This window comes from Campylobacter sp., assembly GCF_052170435.1.
Lineage (GTDB): Bacteria > Campylobacterota > Campylobacteria > Campylobacterales > Campylobacteraceae > Campylobacter_A.
Genome location: NZ_JBQNAN010000018.1, coordinates 17,956 through 44,375, shown reverse-complemented (window position 1 = coordinate 44,375; position 26,420 = coordinate 17,956). Strand labels below are relative to the sequence as shown.

Genomic DNA, 26,420 nt, shown 5'->3' with positions numbered 1-26,420 from the left:
TTATAATTTTTTCATTTTTGTTAAAATTACCCGCTAGCTTACTTAAGCCGTATTCGTGTAAATTTAAACCTTGCTTATCCAAATCTTTTTTAACTTCGTCGAGAACTACGAGAAAATTATTAAAATCGTAACCTAAATTTGTATAAACGGCAGATACAAAAGCCTTTAACGCCTTTTTAGCTTGTTTTAAATCTTTTGATTTTATGAAATCGTGCTTTGATAATTTAGTGAAACGGTTTTCATCCCAATCGGCAAGTAAATCCCAAAATTTAAGACGCGTTTCATCTTGGTCGCAACGCTGATAAATCATACGATAGCCACTATCTTTAAGGGTATTTGACGAAATACGAGAACGCTCACTATCCGTAAGGTCATACCACTTGCAAATATTTAACCCCGTAGACCAAAACCGGCCGACATTATTTATTAAATATTCAACTTCATCCTTTACATCAATCGGCATTAATTTACGAATACGCAAACGCCCAAACTCCGCCTCGTGCCTAAAAACACACATATCGCGATTAAAATCAAAACCATTTAATTCCCACTTAGTAAAAACAAGAGTTGAGATATTTTTTTGCTCGATCTGCTTTATCTTGTCGTATACGCGAAACATATCAGGATTTTTACCGAAGCTCATACCCTCAAAACGATTGAAACGCATAAAATTATTAACGTTAATATCAGCTAAATTTATCTTTGATAAATCCGTTTCTTCCTCGCTTACTATAACGCTATCATCGCCCGTTTCTTTAATAGTAGCTTGCGAAAAATGGCTTATTTTCTTTAAAGAACGAAAATTAAAGAAATCAACGGGAGTGTATTTTATTCCCGCAACGTCCGAACAAACGTCAAGACGCAAAATTTTTATTTCGTATTTATCCTCAAAAATATCAAATAAAAACTTCTTAACTTGACTAATGCAAAACTCGTGACCGTATTTTAATAAGTATATTGATCGAAATTGTAACTTTATGTGATAAAGACTATTTGCCTCGAAATCTGCGTCAGAAATGGCAAAGAAAACGTCATCATTTTTTACAAATCCAAAATAAGAGCCGCCTAAGCCTTTACTACTTACGAAAAAATCGCCATAAATTAAGCCAAGATCGGTTTTATAAAACTTTTCGCCGAATGTATTAACGGATTGTGCCGCCTCTTTAGCAGTCTTTACTATTGACACGAAACGCTTAAATTTTGTGAGAAATACGGCTTCATCAGTGCAATTTATACCGAACACTAATGTATCGATACCTTGATGAACGATTTTAGGCTCTGATATTATTTGCATTATTCAGCCTCACTGTTAAATATTTCAAGAAACAATTTATTAAATTTAGACGTATTGCCGTCATCAATCAGAAAACTATCGGCTAAAAACATCAACTTAAAATCATAAATATTTATATGGGCAATGCTTAAAAGATAATCCATATAGTCGCGATATAAAGAAACCGTAAAAATAAAAAAATGCTCATTAGAGCTTATATCAACTTCAACGCCGAACGTATCACGAACCGATCTTATAAAACGACTTGCGAAATTTGTAAAATGCGCAAATTTTACAAAATATGGTAAATCGGAGTTTTTAAATATTTGAGAGTAAGTCATTTTATAAAATCCTTTGTTTGTTATTTAAGGGGGCTTTGTCTAGCTTTGTCACGCCCACACCACCTGAGAGGCGGGGCGCAGGCTAAGCCAAACGCCCTAAAATTCAAGCTTTCGCGCCCTCTAGTTTTAACATTGCCGTCACAAAGATATCAACGGCGGGAACAAATTTATCAAACACGATAACGGGTGTAGTGTTGTAAGCGTCAGCGTATAGCCTAAACTCGATTTTACCGCTAGCGATGTATATCTCGTCCTCGTCTAGCTCGTGAAACTGCGCTTGAGTTATGCGGGTTGTATGCTTGCCGCCGCTATTCATTGCTACGTAAGTTAGATGATAGCTATTGTCCCAACGTTCCGGCTCGCCGAAATCGTTTATAATGTCGTGTCCGTCTTTATCCTTTTTAATCTTGCCCTCTACCTCTTTAAGCTTCTTGACCCTTATCTTTTGCTCGAAAAGGTCTTTTGATTGATTAAGCGCGCGGTAAATTTCTTTTGCGTGCTGCTCTTGCTCGGGTGTGTAAAGTGGTGCTGTAGTTTTTGCCATTGTTAATCCTTTTTTGATTTATTTTCGTGTAGTCTGAATTCAGTATCTGAAAAACCTTGTTGTATGTAGAGCATAGGGGCATTTTTTGAATACCCACAAACGAATTTAAGCTCCTGCGCGTCGTAGTCAATCGACATAACCTCGGCAAACTTATCGCCGTGAAACTGCTTTGAATGCGGGGAACGAATTTCAAGCTTTAACATCTTGATTTACTCCTTTGTTTTTAAATTTTGGTTTATTTCGTTTATTTGGTTTTCAAGCAAATAGCGGTCTTGTATTATCCTTGACACCCTGCTTTCGTCTATGCCGCTATCTTTTATAATATCCTTACGAGATATTTTTTTAAACTTGTTAGCTAGCAAGTTATAGGCACTTAATAGAAATTTAGCCTGCGTGAGTGTGATATAAACTTTCATTTATATAGTTTTCATTTAATGGAAATAGAGATTTTAAATATCTTACAATAGCGCACATTACGGCAACTAGCGCAACTTTTTTATTTTTACCTTTGCTTACTAAAGTTTCGTATCTTTGCTTAAATTTAGCGTTATAGCGGGAACTTACAAGGGCAGTAAGAAATAATACGCGCCTTATTGCAGAACTACCGCGTTTATTTATCTTTGGTGATTTGTGAACCGACGACCCGCTCTCATAAATGCGAGGACTTAAACCGAGAAATGAAATAAATTGCTTTTCAGATTTAGCGCGGTTAAAGTGAAGCTGTGGAAACAAATTTAAGGCTAGGTCAATACCAAAGCCTTTATTCTCTTTGATGATTTGCTCGCAGTTTGGAACAAATGATTTTAAAATTTCAAATGCGATAAGTTTTAATTTTTCTTGTGTTTTTTGGACTTGAACCGTAAGAGATTTTATAATTTCGGATAGCTCCGTATCGGCTACGAAGTCCTGAGATTTTTTAAAATTCTTTAACTGAGTTTGGATTTTAGATAAAAGTAGTATTGTAGAATTATAGCTTTTGATTAGGTTGTATTCGTGATTATAAGTGCTAGGGTTTAAATCGGATTTAAATATACGGCAATATAGAGCCAAGCCGTAAGCGTCTGTTATATCTGATTTTTGTAAGGTTAAATGTTTAAGAAAATATGAAGTCTTAGCGGGGCTTAATGCCGAATATTTGATTTTAAGATCGCTTAACGCAGACTGTAGCGGCAAGTGATAGTTATTCGTATATTCAAAGGCAATAAATATATCATCCTTGATAAACGGGTGAAAATAAGCTTTGATCGTTTCCGTATCGTTAGGCAATGTAACAAATTTAGGTTTCACGTTTTCAACCGAAGTTAAAAAGCAAAAATCAATCTTTTCTTTCGAAACGTCAGCACCGACAAAGAAAACTTTTTTCATCTGATATCCCTTATTTATAAAATGTTTTGGCTTTTTAATTCTTTCTTGTATTCAGTGGCTAAGCACTAAGATTTTTAAACGAATCATATTAAGCCCCCGCTAGCCGCCTAATCTTAGATACGGGAAATACCCTAAGTTTTTCAACAGGGAACTAGCGGAAACATTTTAACGAAGTCTTAACGGCTTTAAGGTTAAGGACTTTTACAAGGTGCAATCATACAAGTTTTGCAAAATGTAAGTAATTTTCGAGTAAAATACGACTTTTAAATCAAGGGATTTTATGAAGAAATTTTCATTAGCTTTACTGCTGGCGGTAAATTTATTTGCCGCCGCGCCTATACAATCTACTGTCCAGGAGCTTAGCTGGCCCAAGGGCGATAGCTTTTTGACGTTTTTAGAAAAAAACTCCATCCCGCTAAAGCTTTATTATGATTTGGACTCGGAGGATAAAGAGTTCCTAGACGAGATTAAGGAAGGCATCTCGTATCAAATTTCAAAAGACGAAAAGGGCGGGATATCTCAGGTGCTGATCCCCGTAAACGAAGAGCTTCAAGCGCAAATTTACAAAGACGACGACGGCGGGTTTAAATTTCAGCTCTCTCCGATCTCATATCAGACCTACGACCGCGTGCTTAGTATGCCCGTTAGCGCAAATCCGTCGCAAGATATCATAGAAACCACCGGCAGCGTAGCGCTGGCGCATGGATTTTATCTAGCGATGAAAGGCGAGGTGGGCGACGGCGAGTTTAAAAGGCTAAAAAAAGGCGACAGACTCGCGATGAGTTACAAGCAAAAAATAAGGTTGGGTCGTACTTTCGGTATGCCTGAAATCGACTGGGCGGCGATAGAGATCAGGGGTAAAAGATACACGGTCTATAGACACCAAAATAAATACTACGACAAAAGCGGCAAGAAAAGCGATAAATTTCTGCTCACTAGGCCTATCTCAAACGCCCGCATCACGTCGCCGTTTACGCCCAAGCGCTTTCATCCGATACTAAAGCGCTATAAGGCTCATCTTGGCGTTGATTACGGCGCTCCTAAAGGCACTCCGATAAAGGCTGCGGGCGAGGGCACGGTCAAATTCGTCGGTACCAAAAGCGGCTACGGCAAGGTCGTGATCCTAAAGCATGCCGGCGCCTACGAGACGCTGTACGCGCACACGAACGGCTTTGCTAAAGGTATAAAAACCGGCGTCAAGGTCAAGCAAGGCCAGCTCATCGCCTATGTGGGCAACACGGGCATGAGTACGGGCTCGCACCTACATTTTGGCGTCTATAAAAACGGCACTGCGGTAAATCCTGAAACCGAGATAAAGGTGGCTAAAAGCGTATTTTTCTCAAAAGAAGAAAGAGAGTTTAAAAACCGCGTAGAGCGGCTAGAGCCTGAGATAAAAAAGGCTCTTGGCAAGGATAGAATCCCTGAAAAAGAGTATAGATTTGACGCGGCGATGGACTGGGAGCACCCGATCGCAGAGCCAAAAAGCGAGGCAAATTCGACTTTGGCGAACGATGATTTGAATTTAACGGCGCAGCCGAGTGCCGCGGACGCAAATTTGACGACAGCGGACGCAAATTTGACCAGCGAGCTTGCAAGCGGCAGCGGCGATGCAAATTTGACTGACTCAAATTTAACTAAAACAGAGTCAAATTTGGCCGCGCAGCCAACGGCCGAAAGCAACTCCTCTGGAACCAAAACGGACGCAAACGAAACCGCAAATTTAGCCGCGGCAAAGAGCGCAAAACCAGAGTCAAATTTGACCTCCGCAAAAGCCGCAAACAAGGCGACAAACAAAACCGAGCCGAAAAAATCAAGTAAAGAGACGAAAAAGTCAGAGTCAAATTCGTCCGCTAAAAATAACAAAGACAAATCAAAACAGACGGATAAGAAAAAGGACAAAACAAATAAAGAAACCAAAGCCGAGTCCAAAAAGAAAAAAGACGTAAACGCCAGCAAAGACAAGTCTAAAAAGCAAAAAGACGCCGCCGATAAAAAGGCCAAATCAAAAGGCAAAACCGCCGAGTCAAGCGACAAAAAGAAGTAAATGATGGAAGAAAACGAGCAATTAAACGAAGCCAAAGAGCTGCTAGACTCGCACCTAAACGAGACGATCGATAAGGAACTAAGCCCCGCCGACCTCGCCCAGCACCTAAAAACGCTCAAAAAGCACGATGAGGAGCTTTTTGGCGAATACCTCGAAAAGCTCGACCCCGAGATCCTGGGCGACGTAGCGATCGAGATGCCCGATCACATGCTAAAGGACGTGATCGAGCAGATACCCAGCGACAAAATCATCGAGGCGATCGAGGAGCTAGAGAGCGACGACGCCGCCGAGCTTTTGGAGTATATCGAGGAGATCGACGAACAAAAAGCAAAAGAGCTCTTTGACGGCCTAGACAAGGACGATCAGGAGGAGATTTTACGTATCCGCAGCTACGACGAGGGCGAGGCGGGCGCGTTTATGCAGACGGAGCTTTTTAGCGCGCATATCGACGAGAAGCTAAAAACTGCGGTAGAGCGGCTAAGACGCGAAAAAGAAGAGGGCAAGCTAGAAAACGTCTCGCAGCTTTTTATCACCGATAAAAAGGGTGTTTTGCTCCATGCGGTGCCGCTTGAGGATCTGATACTATTTGACTTTAACCAAACCTTAAGAGAGATCATCGCAAAGAGCGAAGAGGACAAGTATAAACCCAACGTAGCCGTCGATAACGAGCCTATCGAGACGGTCGTAGAAACGGTCGAAAACTACGATATGAACTCGATCGCGGTCGTCGATAGCAAGGGCTATTTGCTCGGTCGTATCACCACCGACGATATCCACGACTTTATAAAAGAAAGCGCCACGGAGCAAATTTATAACCTAGCCGGCGTCGACGACGAAGCCGAGGAAGAGGATACGAGCCTGGTTAAGGCTACCCGCGCGAGAGCGATTTGGCTGCTTATAAATTTATTTACGGCGCTAATCAGCTCATCGATCATCGGGCTTTTTGACGAGACGATAGCTAGCTACGTAGCGCTTGCGGTACTGATGCCCATAGTCGCCTCTATGGGCGGAAACACCGGCACCCAAGCGCTTACGGTTACCGTGCGCCGACTAACTCTGGGAGAAATCGAGTTTAAAAACGCCGCAAATGCGCTAAAACGCGAGGTCGGCATCGCGCTTATAAACGGACTAACCTTTGCGTTTTTGATGGGCGTTATCGCTTCTTTGTGGTTTAACCGCCCGATGCTTGGCGTCGTTATCGGCGCTTCGATGTTGATAAATTTATTTTTCGCCGGATTTTTCGGTACTTTGATACCGCTAACCTTAAAGAAATTTGACATCGATCCCGCCGTCGGCTCGGCCGTGTTGCTTACCACCGTTACCGACACGGTCGGCTTTTTTAGCTTTTTAGGACTGGCAAAATGGATACTTCTGTAAAAAATATCAAAATAGAAAATTTAACCTCCCCGCGCTACGTAAAGCCGTATCAAATTTCCTTTGATCTGTGCGAAAAGTCCGTCAGATGGGAGTGTATCAAGGCTCACGACAGCGTCTCGGTGCTGCTTTATCACGAGGATAAGGACGCGTTTTTGCTAGTTAAGCAGTTTCGCCCCGCCGTTTGGTTTAACTTGCAAGACGGACGCGAGCTAAATTTGACGCAAAAGGGCGACGAGGGCTATACATACGAGCTTTGCGCGGGTCTGATGGATAAAGGCAAGAGCGAGGAGCAGACCGTCATCGAGGAGATCGCCGAGGAGACGGGCTTTGCCGTGAGCAAGGTAGAGCGCATAACATCCACTCGCGGCGCGCTGGGCTTTGGCGGAGCGAAGCAGACGATGTTTTTTGCCGTGATAAACGACGCGATGAAGATCGGCGAGGGCGGCGGCATAGACGGCGAAAATATCGAGCCGGTTTATGTTCCGCTTGAGCGGGCGCGGGAGTTTATGTTTGACGAAACCAAAACCAAGGCCACGGGGCTAATGTTTGCTTTTATGTGGTTTTTCGATAGAATGGGCAGATAGTTTGCGTCAAATTTTAGATTTCGCGAAAAATAATCAAATTTAAGGAAAACAAATGCTGAAGAAAATCGTTTGCGCCGCTTTTTTGGCGTCCGCGGCTTTTGCCGCCGTGCCTGCTTTCGAGGAGGCGAGCGCGGAGCTAGCTCAAAACAACTACGACAACGCCTTAAAGCTCTTTGAGAAGTCTTGCTACGAGGAGAAAAATATCGTAGGCTGCTATGCCGCGGGATTTATAAACATTAACGCCTATTCGCAAAACTCTAGCGAGGCAAAAGGCTTCGAGCAGTTTTCAAAAGCTTGCGATGCGGGCGATATGGACGGATGCAAATCTCTGGGCGACATCTACGAAAACGGACAGGCCGGACAGGAAACCGACTATAAAAAAGCGATGAAATTTCACGAAAAAGCTTGCGAGGGCAAAGTGGGCGCCGCGTGCGCGAGAGTGGCCGGATACTACGACTACAATAGTGGGGGTACCGAGCAAAATTTAGCCAAAGCGTCTAAATTTTACGAAACCGCGTGCAAGTACGAGGACGCAAGCGGCTGCCACGCGCTAGCTGATATGTACGAAAGGGGCGAGGGCGTGAAAAAAGACGCGACGAAGGCGATGGATTTTTACGGGTTAGCTTGCGACTACGGCTCTAGGGGAGCTTGCGCCGATTTTAGAAAACTTTATAAAAACAAAAAATAAGGAGCCGCTATGTTTAAGAAAATTTATCTTGTTTTGATTTTAGCCGGATTGGCGGCCGCGCAGACGAATTTTGAAATCGCTACTAAAAAATACCTACAAGATATGGGCGATAAAAACGTACTCAAACTCTACGAAAAGTCGTGCCACGAGGATAAAAACGCCGTAGGCTGCTACATAGCCGCGCAGTTAAAAGCATATCAAACATACGACCTAAAAGACGATGACGAGCATATGCGAATAAACGGCGAAGTTTTTGACCTTTATAAAAGCGCTTGCGATCTTGGCTACGCTAAAGCTTGCTCGGCGGCGGGCGATTTTTACGACTCTACGCCGTCAAACGATAATTTCGTCGTAGAGCCAGACGACACGGAAAAATCAGCTGAATTTTACGAAAAGGCATGCGAGAGCAAAGACGGGGAGGCTTGCCTAAAGATAGCTAAACAGCACGACAACGCCTCAAAATTCGCCGATGCGCTAAAATACTATAAACTAGCCTGCGAAGCGAGAGAGGCCGAGGGCTGCTACAACGCGGCGGACATCTACGAGTCAGGCGACGGAACGCCTAAAAATAGCGCCGAGGCGGCGAAATATTACGGTCTTGCTTGCGAAAACGGTCTTGGTCGCGGCTGCGCCAAATCTAAAAAATTTAGCAAATAGGAGGATGCGTTGAGAAAGATTGTTTTAGCCGCGATCTTGGCGGCGGCGGCTTTTGGCGGGAACTTTGAACAAGCCACGAAAATTTATCTAAAAAAATCGGACTTCGAAAACGGCGCGCGACTGTTTGAAAAATCTTGTAACGACGATAAAAATGCCGCCGGCTGCTATATGGCGGCGTTTTTAGGCGAGCAGGGGCTCTCGCATGACGACGATGGCGGCGGCGAAAAGACCTTTGCGCTATATAAAAAGGCCTGCGATATGGGCGACATGGACGGCTGCACGGCCGTAGCCGCGGTGTACGAGGGTACCATACTGTGGCAAATCTCTCAGATAGACTACGAAAAGGCGGCGGGGCTTTATGAAAAAGCCTGCGAGGGCGGAGTCGGCGAGGCGTGCTATAGGGCGGCTGCTCATCACAGCGGCGAATACGGCGGCACGAAAGACCCGCAAAAAGTCCGCAAATACTACTCGCTAGCCTGCGAGCACAAAGATTCGCAAGGCTGCTATATGCTTGCGCAAGGATACGAAAAGAGCGAAAATGACATGAAAAAAGCGATGGATATCTACGGGACCTCTTGCGACTACGGATATACGGAAGGCTGCGTTAAATTTAGAGAACTCGTTAAAAAGGCGAAGTAAGATTTCGCGCCTCGCTCGCTTTCGGTTGCGGTGAGGGGCGTAAAACGCGGCGAGCGAACTCTGCTCGCCGTTGTTTTTGATTTATGGACGGGCGTTGATTCGGCTTTCGGCTTTGCGTAGCGCCCGCTTCTAAAACTTCTATCATTTAAAATTTACTATTTTGGCTTTGCTCGGGCGTCTTTTTAAGCGTACCGCGTAACTGCCGCTAAAATATTTCCTTGAATCTGTCTTGGTTAAATGTGTCGCCGTCTCGCTCGCTAAAATCAAATTTGGCCAAATTTAACGCTCTGCAGTTTAAAATTAACGGCGAAATAGCGTGTCAAATTTGACGTTAAACTAAATTTCCAGCCTCTAAATCCAAGCCGCAAATTCAAGGAACAAAGTGCAAAATCAAATCAGGCAACGATGTCGTTAGATTTGGCGACTGCAAGGCGGCTTCCAAATTTACCGCCCGGTAAATCGTAAATTTAACCGCCTAGTCAAGCGACCAAATTTAGCCGAGCAGCAGCTCAAATTTGACGCGCCGAGCAAACGGGTTCTGGCTTTAAATTTGCGAACTTATTTTGCTCAAATTCGGTGTCAAATTTACCGCCGCGCTTAGCTCAAATTTACCTAAAATAGCCCCTTGAGAAGCCCTTTTATCGCATCTTTTTTGGCGTCTTTTTTCGCATCGCCCGTGGTGCCGTTTTCGTCGTCCTTGCCGAATTTCTTATCCAAAAATCTATCCAGCTCTTTGACCGCCTTACCCTTTAGGTAGTCTGAGCCGATCGTGTATTTCGGGTTGTCGCTAGTGCCCGTGACGGTGATGTCGATGTCGGTTTTTTCGTAGTTCATTTTTATCGGCACATTTACGGCCTTGGTTGCCATATCGTATTTGCCGCTAGTTACCCAGACGCGGCTTCTAGTCGCGTTCATATCGGCGTTAAAGTCGATGAGGTTTTTGTTTATCGTGCCTTTTATTTTGCTGTTTTTATAGATTTCGCTCGTGATGTCGCGCCCCGTGAAGGTTCTTACCTGCTCGGTAAAATCGGTCTTTGCGAGCTTGCCTTCGTCTACGATGACGTCAAATTTACCTTTTTGCGAGACGAGATTATAGTCCATCGTCATATCGCCAGTGCCGTCATAGACGTGCGAGAGACCCAGAAAGTCGGTAAGGCCTTTGGCGGTAAAGCTTTTTAAATTTGCGTTTAGGATGTCGTCTTTTAAGACCGCTTTAAGATCGCCGTTAAAGAGCCGCGAATTTACATTCGCACTTAGCTTTTCGCCCGTTTTAGTCGCGTCGCCGATAACTAGCAAAGGCCCGTAAAGCGGCCTTCCGACCAAAAACTCGATCTCTTTTAGCTCCCTTATGCTAAGCTCAAAATCCGCCTTTGCAGAGCCGCTTTCAAGCTCGTAGTCGCCTTTTAGATTTTTTAGCGCGATTAGGTTTTTGTTCGCGTTTGAGACGAGGTTTGCTACCGCGTCAAATTTAGCCTTGCCGCCGTTTATAGCGACGTCTGCATTGGCGTCAAATTTCGTGCCGCTTGGGAAGCGTTTATCCAGCTCCTTTGCTACGACGGCGCTGTTTACGATACCGTTTTTGACGTTAAATTTAGCCGTACCGCTGAGATTTTTGGGATCCAGTCCGTTTAGATTGACGGAACCGTCGATCACGGCGTCGGCGTAGTTTGGCAGCGCAGCCAGCGTAAATGCGTCTTTGAGCGAAAGCGCGCTTAAATTTGCCGTGAGTTTTTCGTTTTTTAGGATCGCATCTATCTTGCCGCCTAGCGCGTTTGCGTTTAGATCTAGCTCGCTAAGCGCGCCCTTTGCGAGTTTTGCCGCGCCTTTGACGTCCACTTTGCCCGATAGTTTTTTGCCGATTAGCTCTTCAAATTTACCCAGATCATCGATGCCCGCGTCAAATTTGACGTCCGCGTTTTTGTCGTCCAGTCCGTAAACGCCGCTTAGGCTCTTTAGTTTTAGAAGCTCGGAGTTTAGCGAGGCGTTAAATTTGGCTTTCGAGCTTGCCACGTCGGCGTTTGCGTTTAGTTCAAAGGCTAGAGGTTTGCTTAAATTTATCTCCTTTGCGACCTGTTTTAGCTCGGCCGGATTTAGCCGCGCGTTTTTGGTGGCGAGCTTAACCGAGCCCGAGATATTTTGCGTGTTGTGCACGTTGTTTAGCACCGCTTCGCCGCTGATCGTTCCGCCGATAAATGCCGGGAAAGCGGCAATTTTAACCAGTTCGTCAAGCTTTAGCGAGCTGATTTTGGCTATGAGTTTGCCGCCGTTTAGCACCGCATTGACGTTACCGCCAAATCCCTCGATCTTAACGTCGAAGTTTTTTAGCTCGCCGGCGGTGGCGATGACGTTGCCGTTTGCTTTAAACGCGCCGCTAAGCTTTTGCTTTATGACAGGCTCAAATTTGGCTAGATCGTCCACGATGAGCTTGACGTCGCTGCTTAGGGTATTTGAGTTTGGATCGTAGATCGTCTTGTCGCTGCCGATCGTCGCTAGCGGCGTGATCACCGCACTTTTGGCGTTTACGATGCCGTCTTTGACGTCGGCTAGGACTTTGCCGTTTGCGGCGAAATTTGACGGCAGAGTGACGTTAAAATCCTTTGCGATTAGCGCGTTGTCTGTTTTAACGTCCAAGATATCGATATTTGCGGTGCCGTTTGGCTTGCCGCCGCTTTCTACTATATTTGCGACGGCGGAGATTTTACCGTGCGCATAGATAGGCTGACCGGCTAGCGCTAGAGCTTTTTCGACCTGTAAATTTTTAGCGTCTAGCTTTAAAGAAAGCGGCTTGTAGTCCTTTAAATTTGCGTCGAAGCTGACGTTTGAGCCTAGCATTTGGCCTACTCCGCTAGCGGTAAAATCGCTAAATTTGCCCTTTGCGATGCCTGAGATTTTCATAGCTTCGTTTAGCTTGACGCCCAGGCTTTTTAGATCGCTAACGGCGACGTCGTATTTTAGATCAAGGCTTTGAGAGAAAATCGAAAGCCCGCCGTTTACGTTTGCCGCGATCTCGCCGTTTACGTTCGCTACGATATCTACGCTCGTCGGACGGATCTGAAATTTGTCAAATTTGACGTCAAATCCGCTTTTTTCTTTGATCAAATTTTGGACATACGGTTTAACCAAACCGTTGCCAAAATCCGTAAAGGCCGCAACGTAAACCGCGATAAGCAAAGCAAAAACCAGTCCGAGCAGAGCGCCTAAAATTTTCATCGTCTATCCTTTTAGATTTAGTTTAATTTTATTATGAAACTTGAGCCGATTATACTAAGACTTATTAAGAATTTTAGCTAAATCATTGACAAATTCTAAAAATTTGACTATAATTTCATCACTCAAAACAAAAGAGTGCTAAAAAAGTAAAATCAAACCATAAAGGATGAATCATGAATTTTCAACCGTTAGGCAAACGAGTCTTAGTCGAGCGTCTCGAGGACGTCAAAACGACCGCTTCGGGCATCATTATACCCGATAATGCAAAAGAAAAACCTTTAAGCGGCAAGGTTTTGGCGGTATCAAGCGAGGTAGAAGGCGTGAGCGTGGGCGATAGCGTGGTTTTCGCTAAATACGGCGGCACCGAGGTCGTGCTTGATGGTAAAACATATTTGGTTTTAAAAATCGAAGATGTTTTAGGCGTTTTAAAATAATCTAAATTTAAAGGAAAAAAGATGGCAAAAGAGATATTTTTTTCAGACGAGGCTAGAAATAGACTATACGAAGGCGTTAGAAAACTAAACGACGCGGTAAAAGTAACGATGGGGCCTCGCGGCAGAAACGTGCTAGTGCAAAAGAGCTTCGGCGCTCCTGCGATCACTAAAGACGGCGTGAGCGTAGCTAAAGAGGTCGAGCTAAAAGACGCTCTAGAAAACATGGGCGCAGGCCTAGTAAAAGAAGTCGCTAGCAAAACAAACGATGAAGCGGGCGACGGCACGACTACGGCTACGGTTTTGGCGCACTCCATCTTTAAAGAGGGCTTAAGAAACATCACCGCAGGAGCAAATCCTGTCGAAGTAAAACGCGGTATGGATAAAGAGGCCGCAGCTATAATCGCCGAACTAAAAAGCCTATCGCGCAAAGTAACCGATAAAAAAGAGATCGCGCAAGTAGCGACTATCTCGGCAAACTCAGACTCTGCTATCGGCGGACTGATCGCTGACGCGATGGAAAAAGTCGGCAAAGACGGCGTAATAACCGTAGAGGAAGCAAAATCAATCCACGACGAGCTAAACGTGGTTGAGGGTATGCAGTTTGACCGCGGATATCTAAGCCCGTACTTCATCACAAACGCCGAAAAGATGCAGGTCGAGCTAAGCAATCCGTTTATCTTGCTGTTTGACAAGAAGATTACAAATTTAAAAGATTTGCTACCTGTGCTCGAGCAGATCCAAAAAACAGGTAAACCGCTGCTAATCATCGCTGAAGATATCGAGGGCGAGGCGCTTGCAACGCTAGTGGTAAACAAGCTTCGCGGCGTGCTAAACATCTCTGCGGTTAAGGCTCCGGGCTTTGGCGATCGCAGAAAAGCGATGCTTGAGGATATTGCGATACTAACCGGCGGCGAAGTAGTGAGCGAAGAGCTAGGCAGAACGCTAGAAAGCGCGACTCTAAGCGACCTTGGTCAAGCTTCAAGCGTCATCATCGATAAAGATAACACGACTATCGTAAACGGTGCAGGCGAGAAATCGGCAATCGACGCTAGAATCATCCAAATAAAAGCTCAAATAGCGGAAACTACGAGCGACTACGACAAAGAAAAACTACAAGAGCGCCTAGCTAAGCTAAGCGGCGGCGTAGCGGTTATCAAGGTGGGCGCTGCTACCGAGACCGAGATGAAAGAGAAAAAAGACCGCGTGGACGACGCTCTAAGCGCGACTAAAGCGGCCGTAGAAGAGGGCATCGTGATCGGCGGCGGCGCTGCGTTTATCAAAGCTAGCGCAAAAGTAGATCTAAAACTAAGCGGCGACGAAGCTATAGGCGCTGATATCGTAAGACGCGCTCTAACCGCTCCACTCCGCCAGATCGCTGAAAACGCGGGATTTGACGCGGGCGTAGTAGCAAACTCCGTAAGCGTTAGCAAAGACGATAACTACGGCTTTAACGCAGCTACTGGCGAGTACGTGGATATGTTTAAGGCAGGTATCATTGACCCGGTCAAGGTCGAGCGCGTGGCTCTACAAAACGCGGTCAGCGTGGCGAGCCTGCTTCTAACCACGGAAGCTACTATAAGCGAGCTAAAAGAGGATAAACCGATGCCTGCGATGCCTGATATGAGCGGAATGGGTGGCATGGGCGGAATGATGTAATACGCCTTTATCTGCGGGAGGCCTTGGCTTTCCGCAGGTTTTTCTTCAAAATTTCATTATTAATTTTACAAGTAAAAATCTACAAAATATTTAAAAATATTCTTAGACACTACGGTAATTAAGATTTAAAAACCTTGACCTATGGGCTCAAATTTAGCGGTTTACTTTGCTAGAGTTGAGGAGAAAATTTACCATTTTTGTTTTAAGAAGTAAAAGCAAAATTTACTTATTGTCTATTCTGGACGCTTAAATTTTGCCTCTCATTATAACGTGCTTAAAAATAAAATTTAGTCATATGTGAAGTATTGCAGCGATAGATTATGTGGTTTTTTAAATTTGTTTAGTATTCTAAATTTTAAAATGATATAGAAAGAAAAAGTCGGAATTTCTTCCGACTTTGGGCTTTACAGTTTGCCGCCTTCGACGACGAGAGATTCTGGATTTACGCTATCGCCATAGATCGGTTTTAGCGTAGCGTCATAGTTCTTGTGGAAGAAATTTTCCTTGCCTAGTTCCACGATCTCGTTATTTAGCCACTCAAGTAGCGCTTTGTTGCCTTTTTTGACCGCAGGCGCGATGACGTCGACCTCGCCTAGGGCTTCGATACCGACGGTAAAGCCTGGATTTTCTTTAGCCCACGCAAAAAGCAGCGCGTTATCGTGCGCTAGCGCCGCGCCTCTTTTATCGACCAGGGCGGCGAAGGTTTCCGTGTTTTGGTCGTATTTTATAAGCTCGATGTCGGGGTGATTTTTCGTGAAATACGCATCCGCGGTCGTGCCTTTATTGACGATTAGTTTTTTGCCTTTTAGCTCGTCCACGCTTTTTATGACCGCGCCGTCCGGGCTAACTACGCCTAGCGACACCTTCATATACGGAAGCGCAAAATCAACGACTCTAGCGCGCTCAGGGGTTTTGGTGAAATTTGCCAAAGTGATGTCGACCTTGTCGGCTACTAGCACTTCTACGCGGCCCGCTGCCTCTACGAGCTCAAATTTTACCTTGCTCTCGTCGCCTAGCAGATCCTTTGCGATGCGTTTGGCGAAGTATATGTCGTAGCCTTGGTTTTTGCCCTCTTTATCGACGTAGCCAAATGGCGGTTTGTCGCTAAAAACGCCCACGCGCACGTATCCGCGCTCTTTGATTTTAGCCAAAGCGTCCGCTTCGGCAGCCTGCAAATTAGCCTGACCCGTTAGAAAGACGGCGGCGAATGTTGCCAAAAATGAAAACAGAAGTTTTCTCATTCTTTCTCCTTTAAAATAAAGTGCGCAAAATATACAAAAGCTTGACTAAAATGCGACTAAATTTGTACTTTTTCGGACGACGGGCGCAGAGAATAATCAAATTTTGTATAAAAACGTAACGCTAAATTTAAAATAGAGTGTAAAATTTACTCAAAATAAATTTACAAATTTAATTTTAGATTTAAGAAACGGCTAGAGGATTAAATTTGCGCGGGTTATTTTGAGTAAATTTGAGTTAAAGTAAAATGATAAATTAAGTTATTTAAATTTGACGAAAAGCTTTCAAATTTAGCCTAAAAACGTCAAATTTAAAACCCCTAAAACGAAAATAAATTTAAAAACTTCTTCGCACGTTCGCTTTTTGGATGCGTGAAAAACGCCTCGGGCTCGCTCTCCTCGACGATTTTACCTTCATCCATAAATACTATACGATTTGCCACCGAGCGAGCAAAGCCCATCTCGTGAGTCACGATTAGCATCGTCATGCCCTCTTTGGCGAGGTTTATGACGACGTCTAGCACCTCGCGCACGATCTCTGGATCCAGCGAGGCCGTTATCTCGTCAAATAGCATGATCTCGGGCCTCATGCAAAGCGCGCGTACGATAGCGATGCGTTGCTTTTGCCCGCCGCTAAGCTCCTTTGGATAGGCGTATTTTTTGTGTTTTAGGCCTACTTTTTCCAGCCACGCCTCGGCCTCTTTTTCGACCTCTTCGCGGCTTCTTTTTTGTGCTTTTACCGGGCCTAGCACGATATTTTCGATGACGTTCATATGGTCAAACAGCTCGTAGTTTTGAAAAACCATACCCACTTTTTGGCGGATTTTGATCCAGTCTTTGTAGTCTTTATCGATCTTTTCGCCGGCTATCTCTATCTGCCCGCCGTCAAAGGGCTCAAGGCCGTTTATGCAGCGCAGGGTCGTGCTTTTGCCACATCCTGACGGCCCTAGGATCACGACTACTTCGCCGTTTTTGACGCTAAGGTCTATGCCTTTTAGCACCTGCAAGTCGCCGTAAGATTTGCTTAAATTTGAGAGTTTTAAAATTTCGCTCATTTGGTTCCTTATGCCCATCTGTTTTCAAGTATCTTGGATAGTTTTGAGATAGGATAGCAGACGAGAAAATATAATAAAAATATAAAGCCGTATATCCAAAACGGCACGGTCGGGTTGGCGGTTAGGCTCGCCGCCTCGATCGTTTGCTGTCCGACTTTTAGCAGGTCGGGTACGCCGATGAGGGCGACGATCGGGGTGGTTTTGATGATACGGCTTAGCAAATTTACGCCCGCGGGCACCAGGCGGCGCGTGGCTAGCGGGATCACGACGTAAAGATAAATTTGAGTCTTGCAAAGCGCTAGAGCCGCCGCGCTCTCAAACTGATGCCTCGGTATCGAGACGATCGCGCCGCGCACGATATCCATCATCTCAAATACGCCCCACAAGCTAAATACGATGAGCGAGGCGTTAAATTTGGAAATATCGAGCCCAAATGCCTTGCTTGCGCCGTAGTAAAACAAAAATAACCAGACGATTTGAGGCATTATACGTACGATTTCGAGGCAAATTTTGAGCACGAAAAAGATAAATTTGTTTTTCGAGCTCATCAGCACGCCCAAAAACGTGCCTAAAACAAGAGAGATGGCGATCGAGATGGCTGAAATCTGCACGCTCATCCACAGCCCCTCGAAAATCAGCCGCTTTAAGACCAGCGGGTCGAATAAAATACTAACTCCGTCCAACTCTCATCCTTTTTTCAAGCCAAAATAACACCAAAGATATCGGCAAAATGATAATCAAATAGCTAACGACGAGCATAAAAAGCGCCTCGTCGGTCATGTAGTAAAGCCCGATGATATCCTTTGTCGCGTAAACTAGATCGGGTAGGGCGATGATGCTGATGACCGAGGTTTCTTTGATGAGAAAGATGACGTTGGCCGCGATCGAGGGGATCGAAACGCTAAAAGCCTGAGGCAAGATAACGTAGCGTAAAATTTGCCCCTGCGTGAGCGCGACGCTAAGCGCGGCCTCGATCTGCGTCTTTTTTACAGCCTCAAAGCCAAGCCTAAAGCTTTCAGCCATATAGCTGCCGCCCAGAAACGCAAGTCCCGCGACCGCGCAGGTAAAGGCGCTCAAATTTAGCCCAAATTTGCTAAGTCCGTAGTAGAGGAAAAAAAGCTGTATAAGCAGCGGCGTGTTTCTAGAAACCTCGATGTAGCCGTTTACGATAGGCATCAGGATCTTGACCTTGTAAAATTTAACCAGCGTGCAAAATATGCCGATAACAAGCGAGAGCAAGATGCCGTAAAGCGAGAGCTTGACGGTGAAAATGCCCGCTTTTACGAACATCGGCGTAAATTCTTTTATAAACTCAAAATCCATAAATTTTTTAGCTTCTTTTTGATAATTTCGCGAGATTGTAGCGAAAGCAAACTAAATTTAAAACTAATTTTGTATGATTTATTTTAAAATTTAAGCTTGCAAAAGGTATCATAACCCCTAAATTTTGATAGAAATTATTTAAATAAAGGACGAATTTGAGAGCGTTTGCAGAGTGGGAAAAACAAGAGCTGATATTTTTATCGCTTCCGCACGAAAACACCGACTGGAAGCCGTATCTGGATGAAATTTTAGACGCTTACGAGAGGCTCGTGGCAGCTATCGTGCCGTTTCAAAAGGTCGTTTTGATCTGCCCTAATGAGAGGATTTTTGCGGAGCGATTTGCTAAATTTGATAACGTAGAGTTCGTAAAAATCGACACCGACGATACGTGGATACGCGACTACGGTATGATAGACGTAGAGGATGGCGCTAAAATCGTCAGCTATGATTTTAAATTTAACGCTTGGGGCGGTAAATTTGAAAGCTCGAAAGATAACGCCGTAAATTTGGAGCTAGCTAAGCGTTTTAAAAGCGATTTGCGAAGTATCGATCTCGTGCTTGAGGGCGGCAGTATCGATTTTAACGGCCACGGCACGCTACTAACGACTGAAAAGTGCCTACTAAACGACAACCGCAACGCCCATCTAAGCAAAGAGCAGATCGAGGCGCGGCTTAGGGAACTTTTTGGCCTTCGGCGCGTAGTGTGGCTTAAAAACGGCTTTATAAAGGGCGACGACACTGATAGCCACGTCGATACTCTGGCGCGCTTTATCGCTGCTGATACCATAGCATACGCCTCCTGCGATGACCCTGCCGACGAGCATTTCGAAGAGCTTGCCGCGATGAAAAAAGAGCTTGAAAATACGGGCTTTAAGCTCGTGCCGTTACCACTTCCGAAGGCCAAATTTTATGGTGGCAAGAGGCTTGGGTGCACGTATGCGAATTTTATCTTTATAAACGGCGCCGTTATCGTTCCGACGTACAATGATGACAACGATAAAATCGCGCTTGATCGACTAGCTCGGGAGCTGCCGAACCATAAGATAATCGGCGTGGATTCGCTCGTTTTCGTACGTCAAAACGGCTCGCTGCATTGTTCTTCGCAGAATAGATTTGTAGGCGCAAGAAGCGAAAGCGAAATCTAAATGCAATTAAACAATGCCGACATAAAAAGGCAAAATGAAATTTTAGGCCGCAGAGCCGTGATAGTCGCGGGCGCGACGGCGTTTACACTAGCCGTGGTTAAATTTGCCGCGGGTTTGATCGGCGGTTCGGTGGCGGTGCTTAGTTCGGCGATCGATTCGATGCTTGACCTGCTAGTTTCCGCGCTAAATTTCTTCGCCATCCGTAAATCCCAAGCCGCGCCCGATGCTAAATTTAACTTCGGCTACGCCAAGCTAGAAGCGCTTGCGGCGATGTTTGAGGGCGTTTTGATCGTAGGTGCGGGTGCGTTTATACTTTACGAGAGCGTGCGTAAGCTACAAACGGAGCAAGTGCCTGTAGATACGGCTTTTTCGCTCTATGCGATGGCGCTATCGGTCGCGGTTACTGGGCTACTGGTCGCCTACCTCTCCCGCGTCGCTCGCCGCACGAGAAATTTGATAGTTAGAGCCGATGCGCTGCACTATAAAAGCGACCTTTTTAGCAACCTAGCCGTTATCGCCTCGCTTATCTTGGTCGAATTTACGGGATTTGCCGCGATAGACGCCGTTTTTGGTATAGTGATTAGCGGCTACATCGCCGTTAGCGCGATAAATTTGATGAAAGAAAGCGTAGGCGTGCTACTTGACCGCGCGTTAGATCCCGAGATGACGGCGCAAATCGAAGAGATAATCCGCTCGCGCCCTCAGATAGCAAGCTATCACGGCCTAGCTACCAGAAAGAGCGCAAACATCTGCTACGTCGCTGTTCATCTAGTCTTTAACCGCGAAATTTCGCTTTACGACGCGCACAAAATTTCAGACGAGATAGAAGCCGCTATCAGGGCTAAATACGGCGAGTTTGAATGGCAGATCACGACGCACCTTGATCCGTGCGACGATCAAAACGGCTCGTGCGAATGCTAAATCAAAGGAAAAATATGAAAATTTTATTCGTTTGCCACGGAAATATCTGCCGCTCGACTATGGCGCAGTCGGTTATGCAAAATTTAGCCGAGAATGCCGGTCTAGCCGGGCGTCTTAGTATCGACTCGCGCGCCACGCACGAGGACGAGATAGGCGAGCCGCCATACTACGAAACCGTGCGGGTTTTGAAACAAAACAGCGTACCCGTGACTCCTCATAAAGCGACCTTGATAACGCAAAAAGATTTTGATAGCAGCGATCTTATCTTGATAATGGACGATGAAAATTTAAGGACTTTGAAGCGTAAATTCGGTGCTGAGGCTAAATTTGACGAAAAAGTAAAATTCCTGCTCGAATTTAGCGAGGCCTCAAGCGGCAAAATAATCGCCGATCCATACTACACCCGCGATTTTGAGCGGTGCTACGAGGACGTTTCTAGCTCTTGCGCAGGGCTGCTTGAAAGGCTGAAGCAAATTTTATGAGTCGGCTGGAGCGGTAAATTTAGCTTGTAGGCCGTTCAAGCCCTATTTTATCCCCGCTTTGATATAATTTTGAAATTTTAAATCGTAAGGAAAAATATGAAAGTAGCGCTAATCCAACAAAAATTTCACGGCACTAAAGATGCGACCGTGCAAAGGACGCTCGAGCTCGTGCGCGAAGCTAGCGGCGGCGGGGCGGAGCTCGTCGTGCTTCAGGAGCTACACCAGACGCAGTATTTTTGCCAGAGCGAGGAGACGAGGTTTTTTGATCTTGCCGAGGGCTGGGAAAACGACGTCAAATTTTGGGGCGAGGTAGCGCGGCAAAACGGCGTCGTGCTCGTTACTTCGCTCTTTGAAAAACGCGCGGACGGCCTATATCACAACACCGCATTCGTCTTCGAAAAAGACGGCAGCGTCGCGGGCAAATACCGCAAAATGCACATCCCCGACGACCCCGGCTTTTACGAGAAATTTTACTTTACTCCCGGCGACATCGGCTTTGAGCCCATCGATACGAGCGTAGGCAGGCTCGGACTTTTGGTGTGCTGGGATCAGTGGTATCCCGAGGCTGCGCGCCTCATGGCTCTGCGCGGCGCGAAGCTACTCATCTATCCGACCGCGATCGGCTGGTTCGAGAGCGACGAGGAAGAGGAAAAATCGCGTCAGCTAGAGGCGTGGGTCGCCGTGCAGCGCGGGCATGCGGTCGCAAACGGCCTGCCCGTGATCGCCGTAAACCGCGTGGGCTTTGAAAAGGACGAGAGTGGTGTGATGGACGGGATTAAATTTTGGGGCAACAGCTTTGTTTTCGGAGCGCAGGGCGAGGAGCTTTTCCGCGCCGATAGCCAGAGCGAGCAGTGTCGTATCGTCGAGATCGATATGACCAGAAGCGAAGAAGTGCGCAGGACTTGGCCGTTTTTGAGAGACCGAAGGATAGATGCGTACGCAAATTTAACAAAAAGATTTATTGATTAAGGCTCGTCTTTTTGCCCTATACTTCGTTGCTTTTAAATTTGGCTCGGTCATTACCTATATGGTAACTCCCGTCGCCAAATTTAAAAGCGCCTCGTCTAGCTCAAAAATACTTCGTCTTAACTTTTTCTATTCAAATTTGAACCCAAATTTGCAAATTTGGCTCGCCGAGACCCACACCCTGAAAATGCTAAATTTAAAGCCCCTATAAAAAGAAATCAAAGCTGTAACCTCAAATTTAACTAATCCAAATTTAGCGTCTTAAAGGTGCAAGTCTCGGCCGGTAAAATTTAAAAAATTATTCAAATTTGACCACGCCCAAACGGTACGCGAAAACACCCCTACTTAAAGCCAAATTTAGCCTTTCTTAGTAAAATACCGCCCAAGAGTTGCGGGACAACTATTATTTATACAAGGCATTTCATGCAAAGACGCGATTTTTTAAGAAGCACTGCGATTTTAGGCGCCGTTATGGCAACTCCGAGCACCGTTTTTGGAGGGAGCAAGGCTGTGGGCAACAAGAGGGTTTTTGACGTAACTCTAAATCACGAAATTTTAGAGGCAGGCAAGAAAACCAGGCTGTGGATACCGCTGCCGTTCATCAGAGAATATCAAAGCGTGAGCGACATCAAATTTGACGGCAACTTCGCTAATCCGTCGGTGAACTACGACGCGATCCCGACGCTTTACGTGGACTACGCCGAGGTGGCAAAACCGACGCTTAGCGTTAAATTTAGAGTCGAGACCTTCGAACGAAACACCGACTTTAGTAAGGTTAAATTTAACCCGAACGAAAAGCTAAGTCCTGAGACGGAGTTTTATCTAAAACCTACTCAGCACATCCCAAATGACGGCATCGTAAAGCAAAAAGCCGAAGAAATAACTAAAGGCGTAAAAGGCGATCTGGAGCGCGCAAAAGCGATCTACACGTGGGTGGCAAACACCATGCAGCGCGACAACAGCGTCCTAGGCTGCGGCACGGGCGACGTAAAAGCGATACTTGAAAGCGGCAAGCTGGTGGGCAAATGCACCGACATAAACTCCGTATTTGTGGGGCTTTGCAGAGCCGTAGGCATACCTGCACGCGAGATTTTCGGTATCAGGGTAGGGCAGAGTAGATTTTCAAACGAGATGGGAAAAGCCGATGAAAAGGGCCTTGCGGCGATCTCTGGCGGTCAGCACTGCAGAGCGGAATTTTACCTAAAAGGCTACGGCTGGATCCCTGTAGATCCCGCAGATGTTGCAAAGGTACGCCTAGGCGAGAAGCTAAGCAACGACGATAGCAAGCTTGCTAAAGTGCGCGAGTTTTTGTTTGGCAACTGGGAGATGTGCTGGATCGGCTTTAACGACGCGCGCGACTTTGTCCTATCGCCGAAACCTGCGGAATTTCCGCTAAATAACTTCGGCTATCCTTACGGCGAAGTTGATGACAACGTGCTAAATTACTATTCTCCGAAAGAATTTAGCTACGACTACAAGTCGCAAGAGGTCAAATGAAGGGCTTTTGGCTAGCTCTGGCGTCGGTCGCGAGCGCGCTGGCGGCGACTCTTTGTTGCCTGCCCGCGCTTTTGTTTTTGATTTTCGGCGCTTCATTTAGCCTGCTTAGCTCGGAAGCGATAGAGAGCCTAACCGAGCTAAGGCCTTATTTTACTGCACTTGCCGCGATCTGCTTTGCAGCGAGCGCGTTTTATTTTTTCAAAAAGCCAAAATCCTGCGACCTCGCAAATCGCCGTAAAAAGTGGATCTTGATCTACGTTTTTTTAGCTGTTTTTGTGATTATTCTGCTATCATACCCCGAAGTTTTAGGAAAAATTTATGAATAAAATTCTATCTATTTTACTGCTTGCAAGCGTGGCGTTTGCAAATCAAAATTTTGTTATCAAAGTCGAGGGGATGCACTGTCCGCTGTGTACGGCGATGGTGCGAAAAGCCCTGCTGAAGGTGGGCGGCGTTATCAGCGCTAAGGCTAGCCTGCACGATAAAACCGCCCGCGTCGAGACGAAAGACGGCGTGAGCGAGAAACAGCTGCTAGATGCGGTGGCAACGACGGGCTACACGGGCGAGATAGTTAAGTAAATTTAAGGAGCAAACATGCAAAAAAACGAGGTTATGAACGATTTTAAGAAGCTGTGCGAGATACCGCACTGCAGCTGCGAAACGGAGCAGATGAGGGAGTTTTTGGCGGATTTTGCGCGCTCTCAGGGCTTTAGCGTGAACGTCGATCAGGCGGGCAATATCCACGCCGTAAAGGGCGAGCCTAAAATTTGCCTGCAAAGCCACTACGATATGGTTTGTGTGGGCGCGGCGCCGAATCTAGAGCTCATCGAAGAGGACGGCATCCTAAGGGCGAAAAACTCGACTCTGGGCGCTGATGATGGCATCGGCGTAGCGATGATGATGGGCGCGATGCGGGAGTTTGCAAATTTAGAGTGCCTCTTTACCAACGACGAAGAGGTCGGGCTCGTGGGCGCAAACGCCTTTAAGGGTAAAATTTTATCGCCCAATTTGCTAAATTTAGACAGCGAAGAGGACGACCGCGTAACGCTGGGATGCGCCGGCGGCATAAACGTAAGCGCAAAAATCGGCGCGCAGACCGTCAAAAAGAGCGGTAAAATTTACGAGATCGGAGTAGCCGAGCTTAGCGGCGGACACTCTGGCAATGAGATACATAAAAATATCCCAAACGCGACCAAGCTGCTAGCGAAATTCCTCGCTGAGGAGGGCTGCGAGCTCATCAGCCTGGACTTTGGCGAGAGGAGCAACTCGATCCCCGCAAACGCCGTTTGCAAGGCGCTGTGCGCGCATGAACCGAAGCAGCGCGGCCTGGCGTGGGTAAAGAGCCTGGGTGAGGGCGAAGCGGACGTGCTGGTAAATAGCGGTAAAATTTTGGCGCTCATCAACTCATTCGCTCAGGGCGTGCGCAGCTACGACACGCAGCTTGGCATGGTAAACGAAAGCATAAATCTCTCGACCGTCAAGCAAAAGGGCGAAGTGATTGAATTTGATTTTTTCGGGCGCGCGATGAAGCGAGAGGGGCTAGAAAATCTTGGCTTTGAGACCGCTACGCTAGCTAGCGCGCTGGGCTTTGAGGTTAGAGTAACCGACCGCTCGGCGAACTGGGCACCGTGCATCAGCGACTTCGCGCATCTGGTGCTTGAGGAGCTGCAAAAACAAAAGCCTCAGGCTAAATTTGCCGCCGTGCACGCAGGCCTTGAGTGTGGCGTACTGGTCGCAAAACAGCCCGAGCTGCAAGCCTGCTCCATAGGCCCAAACATCCACTCGCCGCACTCGGTAAACGAGCACTGCGAGATAGCGTCGGTGGAGATGATGGCGGAAGTCGTAAGAAATATAATCGCTAGATTGCAGTAAATTTAGCGGCTCGTCTTTTTGTCCTATACTTCGTTGGATTCAAATTTTACTCGGTCACTACCGACTAGGTAGCTCCCGTCGTAAAATTTAAATCCGCCTCGTCTAGAACAAAAATACTTCGCCTTTAAATTTTCGGCGGCTTGTCTCGCGAGTGCTTTTATAGAAACCCCGCCTGCGGCGTCGCTACGTTGTTTTTGAATTGGTTTGAAATTTTAAGTCTGCAGCAGACTACCTTTGCTTCGCTTTGCTGCAACTGCAAGCAGAGGTCTAGCCTTGACTTAAAATTTCTACACAACATTCAAATCCATCTCAAAAATACTTCACCTTGGCTTCTTGCATTCAAATTTAATTTAAAATTTGTAGCGTTTTTATAAAATGTAGTTCATAATAAACACAGCTACCAAGAATCAAATTTTAAAATTCCGTCAAATTTAAGTGCGTAAATTTAAGCCCGCGTTCTTGAGTTAAAATTTTACGAAAAATTCTTATCCTTGCTGCTACACAGCTCGTTTAAAAAGCACTCTTTGCAGTTTGGCTTTATCGCTTTACAGGTGTAGCGACCAAAAAGCACCATCGCTTGATGAAGCGTGTTTAGCTGCGTTTTAAAGGCTTTGGTTAGATCAAGCTCGACGGCTTCGGGCGTCTTGCCCCGGCTAAGGCCAAGCCTATGCGCCACGCGAAAGACGTGCGTATCCACCGCCATCAAATTTGATCCAAAATGCTCGATCAGCACGACGTGAGCGGTCTTTTGACCCACGCCTGCTAGACTCATCAGTTCTTTTTCGGTCGTCGGTATCTCGCCGTCAAATTCGCTCATCACGCTCTTTGCCATTTTGATCAAATTTTCGGCCTTGTTGTTAAAAAAGCTACAGGAGCTTATGAGCGCCTTTACGCTAGCTAGATTTGCCTGCGCTAGGCTCGCGACGTCCGGGTATGCCTCAAAAAGCGAGGGCGTGATCAAATTTACGCGCCTATCGGTGCACTGCGCACTTAACATCACGCACACGAGCAGCTCGTAGAGGTTCTGAAATCTAAGCTCGCTGCCCGCGTCTTTAAAATTTTCTAAAAATAAATTTTTGATAGCGTTTATATCTTTTTTCGTTCTCATA

General features: G+C 46.0%; 27 protein-coding genes. 16 read left to right on the top strand and 11 right to left on the bottom strand.

The genetic code is table 11. From position 1 onward, the window contains the following. From ACTTJF_RS07895 to ACTTJF_RS07875, 5 genes are all read right to left on the bottom strand, one after another. Positions 1 to 1,294, bottom strand: a 1,294-nt coding sequence (locus ACTTJF_RS07895; RefSeq protein ID WP_442551479.1) for a hypothetical protein, incomplete at its 3' end; no start/stop codon positions are given. Beyond that, positions 1,294 to 1,614: a hypothetical protein gene (locus ACTTJF_RS07890; protein ID WP_442551478.1), complete on the bottom strand. Its 321-nt coding sequence runs from the start codon at positions 1,612 to 1,614 to the stop codon at positions 1,294 to 1,296. The genes ACTTJF_RS07895 and ACTTJF_RS07890, both read right to left, overlap by 1 nt. A gap of 103 nt (positions 1,615 to 1,717) precedes the next feature. Then, positions 1,718 to 2,158 carry a hypothetical protein gene (locus ACTTJF_RS07885; RefSeq protein ID WP_442551477.1) on the bottom strand — a complete coding sequence of 147 codons (441 nt, stop codon included), beginning with the start codon at positions 2,156 to 2,158 and terminating at the stop codon, positions 1,718 to 1,720. Between the two features lie 2 nt (positions 2,159 to 2,160). Further along, on the bottom strand, positions 2,161 to 2,361 hold the full coding sequence (locus ACTTJF_RS07880) for a hypothetical protein (RefSeq protein WP_442551476.1): 201 nt from the start codon (positions 2,359 to 2,361) through the stop codon (positions 2,161 to 2,163). A gap of 181 nt (positions 2,362 to 2,542) precedes the next feature. Continuing rightward, a complete protein-coding gene (locus ACTTJF_RS07875) occupies positions 2,543 to 3,523 on the bottom strand; it encodes an IS110 family transposase (RefSeq protein ID WP_442551475.1) in 981 nt (326 codons plus the stop codon). A gap of 280 nt (positions 3,524 to 3,803) precedes the next feature. Here ACTTJF_RS07875 and ACTTJF_RS07870 point away from each other — a divergent pair, with 280 nt between their 5' ends. The 6 genes from ACTTJF_RS07870 to ACTTJF_RS07845 are packed head-to-tail and all read left to right on the top strand — an operon-like array spanning position 3,804 to position 9,512. Next, a complete protein-coding gene (locus ACTTJF_RS07870; RefSeq protein WP_442551474.1) occupies positions 3,804 to 5,567 on the top strand; it encodes a peptidoglycan DD-metalloendopeptidase family protein in 1,764 nt (587 codons plus the stop codon). 3 nt (positions 5,568 to 5,570) lie between these two features. Further along, positions 5,571 to 6,944, top strand: coding sequence for a magnesium transporter (gene mgtE, locus ACTTJF_RS07865; RefSeq protein WP_442551480.1), 1,374 nt, complete (start codon positions 5,571 to 5,573; stop codon positions 6,942 to 6,944). After that, positions 6,929 to 7,528 carry an NUDIX domain-containing protein gene (locus tag ACTTJF_RS07860; RefSeq protein ID WP_122873697.1) on the top strand — a complete coding sequence of 200 codons (600 nt, stop codon included), beginning with the start codon at positions 6,929 to 6,931 and terminating at the stop codon, positions 7,526 to 7,528. The genes mgtE and ACTTJF_RS07860 overlap by 16 nt, the downstream gene beginning before the upstream one ends. A 52-nt stretch (positions 7,529 to 7,580) precedes the next feature. After that, positions 7,581 to 8,216, top strand: coding sequence for a tetratricopeptide repeat protein (locus tag ACTTJF_RS07855; RefSeq protein ID WP_442551473.1), 636 nt, complete (start codon positions 7,581 to 7,583; stop codon positions 8,214 to 8,216). Positions 8,217 to 8,225: 9 nt separating this feature from the next. Beyond that, the gene (locus tag ACTTJF_RS07850; RefSeq protein ID WP_442551472.1) at positions 8,226 to 8,873 is read left to right on the top strand and encodes a tetratricopeptide repeat protein; all 648 of its coding nucleotides are present in this window, start codon (positions 8,226 to 8,228) and stop codon (positions 8,871 to 8,873) included. 9 nt (positions 8,874 to 8,882) lie between these two features. After that, a complete protein-coding gene (locus ACTTJF_RS07845) occupies positions 8,883 to 9,512 on the top strand; it encodes a tetratricopeptide repeat protein (protein ID WP_442551471.1) in 630 nt (209 codons plus the stop codon). A gap of 612 nt (positions 9,513 to 10,124) precedes the next feature. Here the strand turns inward: ACTTJF_RS07845 and ACTTJF_RS07840 are convergent. Then, positions 10,125 to 12,722: a hypothetical protein gene (locus ACTTJF_RS07840; RefSeq protein WP_442551470.1), complete on the bottom strand. Its 2,598-nt coding sequence runs from the start codon at positions 12,720 to 12,722 to the stop codon at positions 10,125 to 10,127. A gap of 173 nt (positions 12,723 to 12,895) precedes the next feature. On the opposite strand from ACTTJF_RS07840, the gene groES reads away from it, so the two are divergent. Further along, positions 12,896 to 13,156 (top strand): co-chaperone GroES, encoded by a 261-nt coding sequence (gene groES, locus ACTTJF_RS07835; protein WP_002946739.1) that lies wholly within the window; start codon positions 12,896 to 12,898, stop codon positions 13,154 to 13,156. A gap of 21 nt (positions 13,157 to 13,177) precedes the next feature. Beyond that, the gene (gene groL / locus ACTTJF_RS07830) at positions 13,178 to 14,812 is read left to right on the top strand and encodes a chaperonin GroEL (RefSeq protein ID WP_314089690.1); all 1,635 of its coding nucleotides are present in this window, start codon (positions 13,178 to 13,180) and stop codon (positions 14,810 to 14,812) included. A 404-nt stretch (positions 14,813 to 15,216) separates the two neighbouring features. Here groL and ACTTJF_RS07825 read toward each other — a convergent pair whose 3' ends face one another. The 4 genes from ACTTJF_RS07825 to ACTTJF_RS07810 form a co-directional block, all read right to left on the bottom strand. After that, positions 15,217 to 16,053: a cysteine ABC transporter substrate-binding protein gene (locus ACTTJF_RS07825; RefSeq protein ID WP_122863555.1), complete on the bottom strand. Its 837-nt coding sequence runs from the start codon at positions 16,051 to 16,053 to the stop codon at positions 15,217 to 15,219. Between the two features lie 317 nt (positions 16,054 to 16,370). Continuing rightward, positions 16,371 to 17,105, bottom strand: a complete 735-nt coding sequence (locus ACTTJF_RS07820; RefSeq protein WP_002950871.1) for an amino acid ABC transporter ATP-binding protein — start codon at positions 17,103 to 17,105, stop codon at positions 16,371 to 16,373. A gap of 8 nt (positions 17,106 to 17,113) precedes the next feature. Next, positions 17,114 to 17,788 carry an amino acid ABC transporter permease gene (locus tag ACTTJF_RS07815; RefSeq protein ID WP_442551469.1) on the bottom strand — a complete coding sequence of 225 codons (675 nt, stop codon included), beginning with the start codon at positions 17,786 to 17,788 and terminating at the stop codon, positions 17,114 to 17,116. Beyond that, complete coding sequence (locus tag ACTTJF_RS07810; RefSeq protein ID WP_002946746.1) at positions 17,775 to 18,428, bottom strand: amino acid ABC transporter permease; 654 nt, start codon at positions 18,426 to 18,428, stop codon at positions 17,775 to 17,777. The genes ACTTJF_RS07815 and ACTTJF_RS07810 overlap by 14 nt, the downstream gene beginning before the upstream one ends. Positions 18,429 to 18,583: 155 nt before the next feature. On the opposite strand from ACTTJF_RS07810, the gene ACTTJF_RS07805 reads away from it, so the two are divergent. The 8 genes from ACTTJF_RS07805 to ACTTJF_RS07770 all read left to right on the top strand — a co-directional run bounded on the left by ACTTJF_RS07805 (position 18,584) and on the right by ACTTJF_RS07770 (position 25,311). After that, positions 18,584 to 19,573, top strand: coding sequence for an agmatine deiminase family protein (locus tag ACTTJF_RS07805; protein WP_442551468.1), 990 nt, complete (start codon positions 18,584 to 18,586; stop codon positions 19,571 to 19,573). Next, positions 19,574 to 20,494, top strand: coding sequence for a cation diffusion facilitator family transporter (locus tag ACTTJF_RS07800; RefSeq protein WP_442551467.1), 921 nt, complete (start codon positions 19,574 to 19,576; stop codon positions 20,492 to 20,494). Positions 20,495 to 20,508: 14 nt separating this feature from the next. Then, a complete protein-coding gene (locus ACTTJF_RS07795; RefSeq protein ID WP_442551466.1) occupies positions 20,509 to 20,976 on the top strand; it encodes a low molecular weight protein-tyrosine-phosphatase in 468 nt (155 codons plus the stop codon). 96 nt (positions 20,977 to 21,072) lie between these two features. Continuing rightward, a complete protein-coding gene (locus ACTTJF_RS07790) occupies positions 21,073 to 21,945 on the top strand; it encodes a carbon-nitrogen hydrolase (RefSeq protein WP_442551465.1) in 873 nt (290 codons plus the stop codon). A gap of 420 nt (positions 21,946 to 22,365) precedes the next feature. Then, a complete protein-coding gene (locus ACTTJF_RS07785; protein ID WP_442551464.1) occupies positions 22,366 to 23,439 on the top strand; it encodes a transglutaminase-like domain-containing protein in 1,074 nt (357 codons plus the stop codon). Then, positions 23,436 to 23,765: an aryl sulfotransferase gene (locus ACTTJF_RS07780; RefSeq protein ID WP_442551463.1), complete on the top strand. Its 330-nt coding sequence runs from the start codon at positions 23,436 to 23,438 to the stop codon at positions 23,763 to 23,765. Before ACTTJF_RS07785 ends, ACTTJF_RS07780 begins: the two co-directional genes overlap by 4 nt. Beyond that, positions 23,758 to 24,018 carry a cation transporter gene (locus ACTTJF_RS07775; protein WP_442551462.1) on the top strand — a complete coding sequence of 87 codons (261 nt, stop codon included), beginning with the start codon at positions 23,758 to 23,760 and terminating at the stop codon, positions 24,016 to 24,018. Before ACTTJF_RS07780 ends, ACTTJF_RS07775 begins: the two co-directional genes overlap by 8 nt. 15 nt (positions 24,019 to 24,033) lie before the next feature. Beyond that, a complete protein-coding gene (locus tag ACTTJF_RS07770; protein ID WP_442551461.1) occupies positions 24,034 to 25,311 on the top strand; it encodes a M20/M25/M40 family metallo-hydrolase in 1,278 nt (425 codons plus the stop codon). A 472-nt stretch (positions 25,312 to 25,783) separates the two neighbouring features. Here ACTTJF_RS07770 and nth read toward each other — a convergent pair whose 3' ends face one another. Then, positions 25,784 to 26,419: an endonuclease III gene (gene nth, locus ACTTJF_RS07765; RefSeq protein WP_442551460.1), complete on the bottom strand. Its 636-nt coding sequence runs from the start codon at positions 26,417 to 26,419 to the stop codon at positions 25,784 to 25,786. Position 26,420 lies beyond the last annotated feature (1 nt).